The organism is Streptomyces sp. NPDC006197 (assembly GCF_040613865.1).
Classification (GTDB): domain Bacteria; phylum Actinomycetota; class Actinomycetes; order Streptomycetales; family Streptomycetaceae; genus Streptomyces.
Genome location: NZ_JBEXSZ010000080.1, coordinates 1 through 12576 on the forward strand (window position 1 = coordinate 1; position 12576 = coordinate 12576).

The 12576-nt window shown below is 72.6% G+C and carries 11 protein-coding genes; all 11 read right to left on the minus strand.

Annotation, left to right across the window (positions count from 1 at the left end; translation table 11 throughout):
- Positions 1-111 precede the first annotated feature (111 nt).
- Complete coding sequence (locus ABZ318_RS23670; RefSeq protein WP_356904459.1) at positions 112-1407, minus strand: pectate lyase; 1296 nt, start codon at positions 1405-1407, stop codon at positions 112-114.
- Entirely contained in the window at positions 1404-2210 is an 807-nt protein-coding gene (locus ABZ318_RS23675; protein ID WP_356904460.1) for a rhamnogalacturonan acetylesterase, read from the minus strand. Before ABZ318_RS23675 ends, ABZ318_RS23670 begins: the two co-directional genes overlap by 4 nt.
- A 14-nt stretch (positions 2211-2224) precedes the next feature.
- Positions 2225-3547, minus strand: a complete 1323-nt coding sequence (locus tag ABZ318_RS23680) for a sugar ABC transporter substrate-binding protein (protein ID WP_356904461.1) — start codon at positions 3545-3547, stop codon at positions 2225-2227.
- Positions 3548-3604: 57 nt separating this feature from the next.
- On the minus strand, positions 3605-5134 hold the full coding sequence (locus ABZ318_RS23685) for a family 43 glycosylhydrolase (protein ID WP_356904486.1): 1530 nt from the start codon (positions 5132-5134) through the stop codon (positions 3605-3607).
- Positions 5135-5139: 5 nt separating this feature from the next.
- Positions 5140-5985 (minus strand): PmoA family protein, encoded by an 846-nt coding sequence (locus ABZ318_RS23690; protein ID WP_356904462.1) that lies wholly within the window; start codon positions 5983-5985, stop codon positions 5140-5142.
- The gene (locus ABZ318_RS23695; protein ID WP_356904463.1) at positions 5982-7175 is read right to left on the minus strand and encodes a Gfo/Idh/MocA family oxidoreductase; all 1194 of its coding nucleotides are present in this window, start codon (positions 7173-7175) and stop codon (positions 5982-5984) included. Before ABZ318_RS23695 ends, ABZ318_RS23690 begins: the two co-directional genes overlap by 4 nt.
- Positions 7172-8041 carry a carbohydrate ABC transporter permease gene (locus ABZ318_RS23700; protein ID WP_356904464.1) on the minus strand — a complete coding sequence of 290 codons (870 nt, stop codon included), beginning with the start codon at positions 8039-8041 and terminating at the stop codon, positions 7172-7174. The genes ABZ318_RS23695 and ABZ318_RS23700 overlap by 4 nt, the downstream gene beginning before the upstream one ends.
- Positions 8038-8973 carry a sugar ABC transporter permease gene (locus tag ABZ318_RS23705; protein WP_356904465.1) on the minus strand — a complete coding sequence of 312 codons (936 nt, stop codon included), beginning with the start codon at positions 8971-8973 and terminating at the stop codon, positions 8038-8040. Before ABZ318_RS23705 ends, ABZ318_RS23700 begins: the two co-directional genes overlap by 4 nt.
- Positions 8974-9063: 90 nt before the next feature.
- Positions 9064-10803, minus strand: coding sequence for an L-arabinonate dehydratase (araD, locus tag ABZ318_RS23710; RefSeq protein WP_356904466.1), 1740 nt, complete (start codon positions 10801-10803; stop codon positions 9064-9066).
- Positions 10791-11714 (minus strand): dihydrodipicolinate synthase family protein, encoded by a 924-nt coding sequence (locus ABZ318_RS23715; RefSeq protein WP_356904467.1) that lies wholly within the window; start codon positions 11712-11714, stop codon positions 10791-10793. Before ABZ318_RS23715 ends, araD begins: the two co-directional genes overlap by 13 nt.
- Entirely contained in the window at positions 11711-12361 is a 651-nt protein-coding gene (locus tag ABZ318_RS23720) for a GntR family transcriptional regulator (protein ID WP_356904468.1), read from the minus strand. The genes ABZ318_RS23715 and ABZ318_RS23720 overlap by 4 nt, the downstream gene beginning before the upstream one ends.
- Between the last annotated feature and the right edge of the window lie 215 nt (positions 12362-12576).

A 12576-nucleotide genomic window follows, 5' to 3' on the forward strand; every position in this document is an offset into this window, starting at 1 on the left:
CTCGCCGCGTTGTCGTCGGTCGCCGACGCTCCGCGTCGACTCCCTCCTCCGCCTTGCGATCGCACGCACCGGGCCCCGCTCCCTGATCCGGCCTGATCCGAAAGACAGGCCCTAGCGGAAGCGGCCGGCGCCCGCGTGGTGGTCGACGAGGGCGGGGACGGCCTTCGGGTGGTCGACCCGGGTGCGCAGGACGGGCGTCCAGCCCGCGTCCGCGCGGAGCTGCTCGGCGGGGTACTGCGCGTTGTGCACGGCGAGCAGGTCGACCGGACTCCCGTTGACGTAGTTGCCGGCGGTCGTGACCGGCGCGTCCTTCCACTTCTTCAGGATCTTCCCGGCGGGGACGTCCGCGGCGAGCGTGAACGCGTTCTTCTCCGCGACCAGTCGGGACTCCTGCCCGATGCCGAGGCTGTAGACGTAGTTCGCGCTCGGCACCACGAAGTGGTTGTTGTACGCGTCGACCTGCCCGAAGCGCACCCGGGGCGCCCGCTCCACCACGTTCTCGAAGAGGTTGTGGTGGAGGGTGACGCGCAGCCTGCCCCGGTCGGTGGCGCCCGCGCTGTCGCTGTTGCCGATCATCAGGGTCTTGTCGTGGTCGGCGAAGACGTTCCAGGAGGCGGTGACGAGGTCCGCGCCCCGCACGACGTCCAGCTCGCCGTCGTGCTGCTGGTACACCTCCCCGTAGTACGAGGGCAGCGAACCGTCCGGGTGGGCGCCGTCGGTGAAGGTGTTGTGGTCGATCCAGACGTGCGTGGAGCCGTACACGACGAGGCTGTCGTACTCGGAGTTCCACGCCCCGGTCGCGCCGTCCGTGGGGTCCCACTGGGGGAAGCAGTCGAGCGGGGACTCCAGGGTGAGGTTGCGGACGACGACGTTGTCCACGCCCTGCACCTGGAGGCTGCCGCCGGTGATCCCCGCGTGCCTCCCCACCCCGACGATCGTGGTGTTGGCGGGCACCCTCACCTTGATCGCCTGCCCCTGTGCCGTCGCCGAGGCGGCGCGCAGCTCCTCCTGGGGGCCGCTGACCTCGTTCTCGTACCCCCAGACGGCCGGGTCGTAGTCGGCGAGGTAGCGGGCGAAGTCGTAGCCGGGAGCTTCGAAGGCGGCGCAGCCGGCGGCGGTCGCGTTCAGGACGCCGGCCACCTTCACGATGCGGGGCTCCGTGCCGGGCACGGCGAGCGCGTCCCGGAGCTCCTCCCAGGTGGTGACGGTGAAGACGCGGGAGGCGTCGGCGGCGGACCCGCCGGTGGTGCCGCCGTCGGCCGCGGCCCAGCCGTCCCCGGCCGGCAGGGTCGCGCGGGCCGGGTCGGCGGCCGGCCGGTGACCGGCGTGCGCACCGGCGGCCGGCGCGGTGACGGTGAGGACGAGGGCGGCCGCGGCCACCACTCCCAGCTGCTTACGTCGGTTCATGCGAGGCTCTCCTCGGAAGCGGGCCAGGTGATCCGGGCGGGGTCGATCTCGTCGTGCAGGCGGCGCGTCTCGCGCGGCGCGAGGACGTGGGTGGCGAGCAGTTCGGCGGTGACGAGCCGGGCCACCTCGATCGCCCCGGGCGGGTTGAAGTGGGTGTTGTCCTGCTCGGTCGCCGTCCAGTTGAAGTACGTCTTCGTGGCCTCCGGCCCCAGCCGCTGCCACAGCGCCAGGGACAGCGCCTCGACGTCGAGCAGCGGTACGTCCGACTCCCGGGCCACCTCCCGCATCGCCGCCGGGTAGGCGCCGTGGGTGCGCAGCGCGGTGCCGTCCACGGAGAACTTCCGCCGCTCCACGGGGGTGGCGAGCACGGGAAGGGCGCCCCGGGAGCGCGCGCCCTCGACGAAGACCCGCAGGTTGTCCTGGTAGGTGGTCCACGGTTCGGTGTAGCGGGTGGGGTCGGCGACCTTCTCGTCGTTGTGGCCGAACTGGATCAGGAGCAGGTCGCCGGGGCGGAGCGCCGCCAGGATCGGGTCGAGCCGGCCCTCGTCGAGGAAGCTCCTGGTGCTGCGCCCGTTGACGGCGTGGTTGGCGACGGCCAGGCCCTTGTGCAGGAAGAAGGGGAGCGCCATGCCCCAGCCGGTCTCGGGTGCGGCGTCGGCGTACTTCTGGGCGGCCGTGGAGTCGCCCGCGACGAAGAGGGTGCGCATGTGGGGGTGTCCTTGGGCTCGGGCGGCGGGGGCCCCGGCCAGGGCGAGCGCGAGGCCCGCCCCGGCCGTGACGACCGCGCGGCGGCCGACGCTCACTGGTTCTGCTGCTTTTACTCGGCCTGGGCGGCGTTCAGCTGCTCGGCGAGGTGGTCGAGGAACTCCTTGGCGGTGGCCTTGCCGAGCAGGACCTTCTGGAAGCCGGGCTCGTTGTCGGCCTTGGAGATCGTGTTCCAGTCCGGCAGGTAGTAGGGCAGTTCCACGATCGTGGCCTTGCCGCTGAAGAGGACCTCGGCGCCGAGCTTGGTCGGCTCGGCCTCCGCGAGCCACGGGTCCGCGGCGGCCTCCGTGTTGGCGGGGATCGCGCCGGCCGACCTGTTCCACTTGCTGTTGGACTCGTGCGAGGCCGCGAACTCGATGAACTTCCAGGCGGCGGCCTTGTTCCTGCTCGACGAGAAGAGCCCGAGGCCGTCGACCGGGTTGGAGACCTGGACGCGGGTGCCGTCGTCGAGCGTCGGGTTCGGGATGCCCCGGAACTTGTCCGTGCCGAGCGCCTTCACGTGGTCCTGGTACGAGCCCAGGTTGTGGTTGAGCATGCCGATCTGGCCGCTGTCCCACTGGGCGACCATCTTGGTGAAGTCGTTGTTGACGTCGGCGGCCGGGGTGTTCTTCTTGTACAGCCCCGCGTACTTCTCCAGGGCGGCCACGTTCTTCGGGTCGTTGACCGTGGTCTTGTCGCCGTTCCAGAAGCTGGTGATGCCGCTCTGGCCGTACATGGCGTCGAGCGCCTGGGCGATGGAGCCGGCGCCGCCGCGGATCGTGTAGCCGAAACGGTTCTTGTCGACGGCGGTCAGCTTGTCGGCCGCCGCGTAGAACTTCGACCAGGTGGTGGGCTCCGGCAGACCGGCGGCCTTGAACAGGTCGGTGCGGTAGTACAGGACGCCGTTGCTGGCGGAGGTGGGGACGGTGAACAGCTTGCCCCGACCGCCCGCGGACTTCACGCTCGCGAGCATGCCGGGGTTCAGCTTGCCCTTGAGGGAACTGGCCTCGATGCGGGCGTCCAGCGGCTCCAGGGCGTTCTGCGCGGCGATCCCGGCGAGCATCGCCGCGCCGACGCCGCCCACGTCCGGCAGTCCGTCGCCCTGGATGGCGGTGTCGTACTTGGACTGGACCTCCTTGGAGGCGATCCCGACGTACTCGACGTCGATGTCGGGGTTCGCCTTCTCGAAGTCCGCGATGATCTCCTTCCAGACCTCGGTGCGGACACCGCCGTTGTTGTCCCAGAAGGTGATCTTTCCCTTGCCCGATCCTTCGGTGCCCTTGTCGCCGCCCGCGCCGCTGCCGTCGTCACCGCAGGCGGTGGCGGTCAGGGCGAGGACACCGGACAGGGCGAGGGCGAGGGCGGCTCTGCGCCGTCCGCCGGGGAAGATGGTCATCGTCGGCTCTCTTCTCTCGGGTCTTGCGGGTGATGGGGATGTGGGGGAGCGGGGAGTTCAGGCGGGGGTGACGCGGAAGGCGGAGAACACGGCCGTCCCGGCGTGCCCCGCGCCCTCCGGCGCGCCCGCGAACAGGCCGAGGAGCGCGCCGACCCAGCGCCAGGGCGTGGCGGCGAACTCCGGCCCGAGCCGGACCGGGCCCTCGGCGTCGTCGACCTGGTACGAGAAGCGGCAGCGCGCGTCGGCCGTGACCTCGATCCGCAGCCGGACCCCGTCCCCGGGGACGGGACGGGCGCGGGCCGCGTCCCGCTCCAGGTCCGCGTTGGCCGGTGCGAAGCGGTGCACCAGCCGGGTCGTGCCGTCCGGGGCCCGCTCCAGACCGATCCAGGCGTACGCGTCGCCCAGGACGACCAGGCCCGCGCGGGCCCCGGACGCCTCGCCGGCGAGCCGCAGCCCGACCTCGACGGTCAGCGCCCCGGCCGGCAGCCGCTGGGTGAGCACGTGCGGCACGCCCCGCAGGTCGTCCAGGCGCTCCGTACGCACACAGTCGAGGCGCAGGCCGTCCCCCGCGTGCTGACTGGCCCAGCCCGCGGCCGGGTTGGCGGTCCACTGCCACTGCCGGCCGAACCGCCCGCCGGGGAAGGTGTCGTCCACCGCGGGGCGCCCGGGCGGCTGCTCCGGCAGGTCCGGCTTCCGGTGGACCCGGACGGGCGCGCCCTCGTCGCCGAGCACCGGCCAGCCGTCCGCGCCCCAGCGCATCGGCTGGAGGTGGACGAGCCGGCCGTGCGCGCCGGACTGCTGGAAGTGCAGGAACCAGTCCTCGCCGTGCTGGGTGCGGACCCAGCCGCCCTGGTGCGGGCCGTTGACGTCGGTGTCGCCCTGCGCCAGGACGGTCCGCTCCTCGTACGGGCCGAAGAACGACCGCGCGCGGAAGGCGCCCTGCCAGCCGGTGGCCACGCCCCCGGCCGGCGCCAGGATCCAGAACAGGCCGTCGTGCCGGTACAGCTTCGGGCCCTCCAGGGTGAACCAGCCGGGTATCCGGTCGGCGTCGACCAGGACCCTGCCCTCGTCGAGGACCTTGTCGCCGGCCGGGCTCATCCGGTGCCCGATCAGCCGGTTGTTGACCCCGGCGCGGGACTTGGCCAGGGCGTGCACGAGATACGCCCCGCCCGTCTCCCCGTCCCACAGCGGGCAGGGGTCGATCAGGCCGAGGCCCGCCTTCACCAGGTGCGGCGCGGTCCACGGGCCGCGCACCGAAGGGGCGTTGACCTGGAAGATCCCGTGGTCCGGATCGCCCCAGAAGATCCAGAACCGGCCGTCGTGGTGGCGGAACGAGGGCGCCCACACCCCGCGGTCGTGCCGGGGCGCGGTGAACGCCGCGGCCGGTTCGAGCCGCTCCAGGGCGTGGCCGACCAGCGTCCAGTTGACCAGGTCCCTGGAGTGCAGCAGGGGCAGCCCGGGGGCGCGGCCGAAGCTGGACGCGGTCAGGTAGTAGTCCTCGCCGACCCGCAGGACGTCCGGGTCCGACCAGTCGGCCGCCAGGACCGGATTGCGGTACGTGCCGTCGCCGAGGTCGCCGGTGGGCAGGGCGCTCACGAGGCCACCGCCTTGCGGACCAGGGCCGCGGCCCCCGCCCGGTCGAGCCGGCCGTCGGCGACCACGGTCACCACCCGGCGTACGAAGGTCTCCCCGGCCGCCACCGGAAGCCGCGCCCCGTACGCGAGGGAGGAGCCGACCCCCGGGTACTCGGCGGCCCGCACGAACCACGGGTCGCGGCGGGTCCGCGCGGTCGCCCCGGCGAACACCAGGGTCCAGCCCTCGCCGGCCAGGGCCACCCAGTCGGCGGCGACGCCGTGCACGGCCTCCTCGCCGTCCGCCTCCGTCCCGAAGACCACCGGCGCCGCCGCCTCCTTCGGGGCCCGCCAGAAGAAGCCGCCGTACGCGGCGCCCGGGCGGCCGTTCGTCGCCGGGCTGCCGATCGACAGCTCGCGCCCCGACACGTTGGTCAGGGAGAAGGTGAGGTCGAGCGCCCAGGCGGTGTCGGTGAGCGCGGTGGCCGCCACCGTCCGGTGCTCGCGGAGCAGCCGCTCGCCGCCGGCCGTCCAGCTCAGCTCCTCCACGAAGCCGTCCGGGTCGCACAGCTTGAAGCCGTCGTGCCGCTGCGTCCCGTGGTTGTCGAGCTCGACGGAGCCCCGGCCGCGCACGAAGGTGCGCCCGCCCCAGAAGTTGTGGCCCGCGACGTCCGGCACGGCGACGCCCGCGCCCAGGTGGTGCGGGTGGTCCCCGGGCAGAGTCTCCGTCACCGGCAGCCCGGCGAGGGTGGCGACGGGGTGGAGGTACGGCCGGGGGGAGTGGTCGGCGGCGAGCTCGGGCCGGGTGGTGTAGCGGGCGACGACGCGGCCCGCGCAGCGCAGGACGAGGGAGGTGCCGGCGGTCATCGGGCCTCCGCCCGGGTCGACGGAGCCCAGGGGGCGCCGAGTTCGGAGAAGAGCCGGAGGGTGTCGGCGCTCGCGTCGACCAGGGCGTCGACGCCTTCGACGACCCGGCGCGGCCCGCTCTCGCCGGGCTCGGCGCGCCAGTGGGCGGCGGGGACGTCCAGGGGCTCGGGTGCGGTCCGTACCGCCTCGACGACCCGCATGAAGGCACCGGTCCGCGCCGGGGGCACCCACAGCCGCTCGCCCTCGGTGACGTGCGCGACGAGGTTCTCCAGGAGGTCGGTGCGGCCGTACTCGGTCTCCACGGGGCCGTGCCCGGCGCGCTGCACCAGGACCCGGTCCTGCCGGTACCAGAAGGTGATCCGGCCCCGGCTGCCGTGGACGAGCACGTACGGCTCCGCCGGCTTCTCGGCGCAGAGCGTCGCCGCGACCGTCACCGGGGTGCCGGCCGAGGTCACGACCCGTACCGCCGAGGTGTCGTCGGACTCGATGGCGTTCGCGCGCAGCAGCTCCGTCTCGATGTGCTCCACGTCCTCGGCGCGGGGGGAGCCGGAGAGCGCGAGCGCCGTGGCGACGGCGTGCGCGAGCGGGTTGGTGAGGGCCCCGTCGACGACGTCGACGCCGTCGAGCCGCCGGTGTCCCGCCCAGGGCGCGCGCCGGAAGTACGCCTCGTCGCGGACCCAGGCCCCGGCCGCGCCGACGCCGAGGAGTTCGCCGATCGCGCCCTCCTCCACCATGCGGCGGATCGCGGGGACGGCGTGCGAGCCGAGCGACTGGAAGCCGATCTGGCAGGACACCCCGGCGGCCTCGACGCCGTCGGCCATCCGGCGGAACTCGGCGTACGAGGGGGCGGGCGGCTTCTCCAGGAGGACGTGCGCGCCGTGCCGGGCGGCGGCGAGCGTCATGTCGGTGTGGGTCTGGATGGGGGTGGAGAGCACGGCGATCCGGGCGCCGGTGGAGGCCAGGAGCGCCTCGAAGTCGGCGGACTGCTCCGGGTCGCCGATGCCGTCCAGCTCGGCCGCCTCCAGCGGGCGGAGCTCGCAGACCCCGGCGAGGCGGACGAGACCGCGCTCTTCGAGGCGGCGGATGTTGAGGAGGTGGCTGCGGCCGTGGCCGCGGGCGCCGGCGAGGACGACCGGCAGCGGGGTGCGTGCGGTGTTCATGTCTTCCTTGTCCGTGTGGGTGCTGCTCATCCCTTCACCGCCCCCGCGCTGAAGCCGGTGACCAGCCACTTCTGGATGAAGGCGAAGACCACGACCACGGGGACGGCGGCGATGACGCCGCCCGCGGCGAGGGCGCCGAGGTCGACGCTGTCGGCGCCCATGAGGGTGTTGAGGCCGACGGGGATGGTCTGCTTGTCCTGGCTGCTGAGGAACATCAGGGCGAAGAGGAAGTGGTTCCAGGCGTGCACGAAGGCGAAGGAGCCGACGGCGACCAGACCGGGCCGGAGCAGCGGCAGGACGACGATCCGGAAGGCGTGGAAGCGGCTGCAGCCGTCGACCCAGGCCGCCTCCTCCAGGGAGTACGGCACGTTCCTGATGAAGCCGCTGATGAGGATCATCGACAGCGGGAGCTGGAAGACGGTCTCGGCGATGACGACGCTGCCGAGGGAGTTGATCATCCGCAGCCCGGCGAAGATCTGGAAGAGCGGGACGAGGAGCAGGGCGCCCGGCACGAACTGGGAGCAGAGCAGGGCCAGCATGAAGCCCTTCTTGATCCGGAAGTCGAAGCGGGCGAGGGCGTATCCGCCGGCCAGGGCGACGACGGTGGTGCTGATGAGCACCGCCACGCCGATGAGCAGGCTGTTCTGGAAGAAGACGGCGAAGTTCCGCTCGGTCCACACCTTCTCGAAGTGCGCCGTCGTCATCGGCCAGGGCAGCAGCGAGGTCGAGCCGGCGGGCCGTACGGCGAAGAGCAGGATCCAGTAGAAGGGCACGAGGGTGAAGAGGAGGTAGATCCCGAGGGGCAGGTAGATCTGCCAGCGGGGCACCTCGTCCCAGGCCCGGTGCCTCGCGCGGGCGGCGGTGGCGGTGGGGGGCAGGGGGATCGCGGCTGTCACTTGCCGTCGCCTCCGAACTTGCTCAGGCGCAGATAGACCATCGAGCAGAAGAGAAGGATCACGAACGCCACCGTGGTGAGGGCGGAGGCGTAACCGAAGTTGTGGGCGTCGACGCTGGTGTGGGCGATGTACAGCGGCAGGGTGGTGGTCTCTCCCGCCGGGCCGCCGCCGGTCAGCGTGTACAGCAGGTCGACGTTGTTGAACTCCCAGACCGCGCGCAGCAGCGTGGACAGGACGATCGCGTCCCGCAGGTGGGGGAGCGTGATGTGCAGGAACTGCCGGAGCCTGCTCGCCCCGTCGACCTCGGCCGCCTCGTACAGGTCCTTGGGGACGGACTGGAGGTCGGCCAGGATGAGGATCGCGAAGAAGGGCACCCCGCGCCAGAGGTCGGCGACGACCGCCGCCGGGAAGACGGTCGAGGTGTCGGAGAGCCAGGACGTGCCGTACGTGCCCATGCCGAGGTCCGCGAGGTAACGGCTGATGCCGGTCTGGGAGTTGTAGAGCAGCACCCAGATCGCCGAGGTGAGCACGCCCGAGACCGCCCAGGGCGAGAAGACCAGCGCACGGCCGAGGGAGCGGCCGACGAAGGTCTGGTTCACGATGAGGGCGAGCGCGAGCCCGAGGACGAGCTGGAGGGACACCTCCACCACGACCCACTTGAGGCTGAAGGTCAGCGTCCCCCAGAACCGCGGGTCGTCGGTGAAGATCCGGGTGAAGTTGTCCAGGCCGGCGAAGCCGTTCCGCCACGGTTTGGTGGGGTTGTAGTGCTGCAGGCTGTAGTAGAAGACGCTGAGCACCGGATACGCGATGAACCCCAGCATCAGCAGGGCCGCGGGGGCGATCAGCAGGTACGGCAGGGCGGCTCGGCGTGAGGGGGTCACAGCCGAGGCCGCGACGGCGGCTCGGCGTGCAGGGGTCACAGCTGAGGCCATGACGGCGGCTCCGTTCTCGGTGAAGCGCTTCGCGAACGACGTTCGAGATTTCGGACAGGCGGGGCGGGGGAGGGCGTGGCCGGGCGGGGCTCAGCCCGCGTACGGGTCGGGGGTGGCTCCCGGCCGGGCCAGGAACGCGAAGTCGCAGCCGGTGTCGGCCTGGGAGATCTGCTCCATGTAGAGCGCGCCGTAGCCGCGCTCGTACCGGGCCGGCGGCGGTGTCCACGCGGCCCTGCGGCCGACCAGCTCCTCGTCCGTGACGTGCAGGTGGAGGGAGCGGGCCGCGACGTCGAGGGTGATCGTATCGCCCGTGCGGACAAGGGCAAGGGGTCCGCCGACGTGCGATTCGGGCGCCACGTGCAGCACGCACGCCCCGTAACTCGTCCCGCTCATCCGGGCGTCCGAGATCCGGACCATGTCCCGCACCCCCTGCTCCAGGAGGTACCGGGGGATGGGCAGCATGCCGTACTCGGGCATCCCCGGCCCGCCCTTCGGGCCCGCGCCCCGCAGCACGAGCACGTGCTCGGCCGTGATCCCGAGCGCCGGGTCGTCGATGGTCCGCTGCATCGTCCGGTAGTCGTCGAAGACGACCGCGGGCCCGGTGTGCCGGAGGAGACGGGGCTCGGCCGCGATGTGCTTGATGACGGCGCCGTCGGGGCAGAGGTTGCCGCGCAGGACCGCCACCCCGCCCTCGTCGGCCAGCGGCCTCGACCGCTCCCGGATCACCTCGTCGTCGTGGACGAGGGCGCCGGCCAGCTGCTCGCGCAGCGTGGCGTGCGAGACGGTCGGCCGGTCCAGGTGGAGCACGTCGGTGAGCCGGGACAGGAACCCGGTCATGCCGCCCGCGAAGTGGAAGTCCTCCATCAGGTACCGCCCGCCCGGCCGCAGGTTCGCGAGCACCGGCACGGTCCGCGCGATCCGGTCGAAGTCGTCGAGCGTCAGCTTCACCCCCGACCGGCCGGCCATCGCGATCAGATGGATCACCGCGTTCGTCGAACCGCCGAGGGCCAGGACGGCCGCCACCGCGTCCTCGTACGCCTCCTGGGTCAGGATCCGGGAGAGCCTGACGTCCTTCCGCACGAGCTCCACGATCCGCAGCCCCGACGCGGCGGCCATCCGGTCGTGCCCGGAGTCCACCGCGGGCACCGAGGAGGCGCCCGGCACGGTCACGCCCAGCGTCTCGGCGGCGGCGGTGAGCGTGGACGCCGTGCCCATCGTCATGCAGTGGCCGGGGGAGCGGGCGAGACCGTTCTCCAGCTCGGCCATCTCGCAGTCGCCGATCGTCCCGGCCCGCTTCTCGTCCCAGTACTTCCACATGTCCGTGCCGGAACCGAGCGTCTCGCCCCGCCAGTGACCCGGCAGCATCGGCCCCGCCGGCACGAACACGGTCGGCAGGTCGACCGAGGCCGCTCCCATGAGCAGCGCCGGGGTCGTCTTGTCGCAGCCGCCCATGAGCACCGCCCCGTCCACCGGGTACGAGCGCAGCAGCTCCTCCGTCTCCATCGCCAGGAGGTTGCGGTAGAGCATGGGCGTCGGCTTCTGGAAGGTCTCCGACAGGGTGGAGACCGGGAACTCCAGCGGGAAGCCGCCCGCCTGCCACACGCCCCGCTTCACCGCCTGCGCCCGGTCCCGCAGATGGACGTGGCACGGATTGATGTCGGACCAGGTGTTGAGGATCGCGATCACCGGCTTGCCGAGGTGCTCCTCGGGCAGGTAGCCGAGCTGCCGGGTGCGGGCGCGGTGGCTGAACGAGCGCAGCCCGTCCGTGCCGTACCACTGGTGACTGCGGAGCTCTTCGGGACGCTTCTCCGGGCTGTTCACACCGGCCATCCGGCGGCTATCGCGGCGACCTCGGCGCGCTCCGCCTCCGGGAGTTCCCGGCTCGGCGGGCGGATGTCGCGGCGGCACAGGCCGAGCGAGGCGAGGGCCTCCTTCACGACGGTCACGTTGTCGGCGCTCGCGTTGGCCGCGCGCAGCTCCTCGAAGCGGCGGATCCGCTCCCACACCTTCATCGCCGTCGGGTAGTCGCCCGCCCGCAGCGCGTCCAGCATCTCCAGGGAGAGCGCGGGGGAGACGTTGACCAGACCGGAGGTGAAGCCGGTCGCGCCGCCCGCGAAGTACGCGGGCGCGTACGGCTCGGCGAGGCCCGCCACCCACACGAACCGGTCGAGGCCCGCGTCACGCGCGAAGCCGGCGAACCGGGCCGCGTCCGGGACGGCGTACTTCACGCCGACGACGTTGGGGCAGGCGGCACCGAGCTCGGCGAGCCGGGCCCCGCTCAGGAGCGGGTTGCGCAGGTAGGGGACGACGCCCAGTTCGGGCACGGCCTCGGCGATCGCCCGGTGGTAGTCGACCCAGCCGCTCTCGGAGACGTACGGGTGGACGGGCTGATGGACCATCACCATGTGGGCCCCGGCGGCGCGGGCGTGCCGGGCGGCCTCCACCGCGGTCGGCACGTCGTGCCCGACGCCGACCAGGATCGCGGCGCGGCCGGCGGCCTCCTCGACGGTCGCCTCGGTGAGGGAGCGGCGCTCCTCGGGGGTGAGGGCGTAGAACTCGCCGGTGTTGCCGTTGGGGGTGAGGGTGCGGACCCCGCCGTCGAGCAGCCGGCGCAGGAGCGCGCGGTGGGCGGCGGTGTCCACGGAGCCGTCCTCGGCGAACGGGGTGACCGGGATGGCCACGACGTCGGCGAGGGCGGCCCTCATCGTCTCGAATTCCATGCTCACTCGCTGCTCGCTCATTCGCTGTTCAAGGGGGACTGGGGGAAGGCGCGCTCGACGAACGAGGCGATGTGGTCGTGCACGGCCCTGCCGGCTCCCTCGACGTCGCCCGCGGCGGCGAGGCGCAGGATCTCCGCGTGCTCGGCGGCCTCGCGCTCCCAGGAGGGGACGGCGGCCCAGGCGACCGTGGAGACCAGGGCCGCCTGGTCGCGGACCTCGTCGAGCATCCGGCCGAGCAGCGGGTTGCCGCAGGGCAGGTAGAGCGCCCGGTGGAAGTCCCGGTTGGCGAGGGACCGTTCGGCCGGGTCCTCGGCTCCGGCGGCGCGGCGCAGGGCCTCGTCGGCCGCGTCGAGCGGGGCGCCGGAGGCGACGGCACGGCGGACGGCCTCGGGCTCCAGGAGCAGGCGCACGTCGTAGACCGCGCGGGCCATGTCCGCGTCGACCGTCCGGACCGTGACGCCCTTGTACTGGCTCATCACCACGAGCCCGCTGCCCGCGAGGGTCTTGAGCGCCTCGCGGACCGGGGTCTTCGACACCCCGAAGCGCGCGGCGAGTTCGGTCTCCACGAGCGCCTGGCCGGGTCTGAGGCCCCCGGTGAGGATGTCGTGCTTGATCGCTTCCAGGACGTACTGGGTGCGGGAGGGGATGGGGCTGGGGGCGAAGGCCATGGAGCACTCTCAGATCTCATGTATCGCGTCTCATATATGACGTACGAAGTGCAACGGGCATGAAGCTAAGGGGGCGTGGGTGTTTCGTCAATGGGTCGCGCAAGCGCTTTCTGGTCGGGAAGCCCGTGATCTCCAGGGCTGGTTCCCGGTTTTGTTTTCTGGGATAACTATTGGGGGCTCGAGCAGCCCCCGTCCCCACCCATCCCAAGGACCCG

What these genes read in the sequence shown, in the direction of transcription:
- ABZ318_RS23670 (WP_356904459.1), bottom strand. Translation starts at nt 1,407, where the DNA reads ATGAACCGACGTAAGCAGCTGGGAGTGGTGGCCGCGGCCGCCCTCGTC.
- ABZ318_RS23680 (WP_356904461.1), bottom strand. Translation starts at nt 3,547, where the DNA reads ATGACCATCTTCCCCGGCGGACGGCGCAGAGCCGCCCTCGCCCTCGCC.
- ABZ318_RS23690 (WP_356904462.1), bottom strand. Translation starts at nt 5,985, where the DNA reads ATGACCGCCGGCACCTCCCTCGTCCTGCGCTGCGCGGGCCGCGTCGTC.
- ABZ318_RS23695 (WP_356904463.1), bottom strand. Translation starts at nt 7,175, where the DNA reads ATGAGCAGCACCCACACGGACAAGGAAGACATGAACACCGCACGCACC.
- ABZ318_RS23705 (WP_356904465.1), bottom strand. Translation starts at nt 8,973, where the DNA reads ATGGCCTCAGCTGTGACCCCTGCACGCCGAGCCGCCGTCGCGGCCTCG.
- araD (WP_356904466.1), bottom strand. Translation starts at nt 10,803, where the DNA reads ATGGCCGGTGTGAACAGCCCGGAGAAGCGTCCCGAAGAGCTCCGCAGT.
- ABZ318_RS23715 (WP_356904467.1), bottom strand. Translation starts at nt 11,714, where the DNA reads ATGAGCGAGCAGCGAGTGAGCATGGAATTCGAGACGATGAGGGCCGCC.
- ABZ318_RS23720 (WP_356904468.1), bottom strand. Translation starts at nt 12,361, where the DNA reads ATGGCCTTCGCCCCCAGCCCCATCCCCTCCCGCACCCAGTACGTCCTG.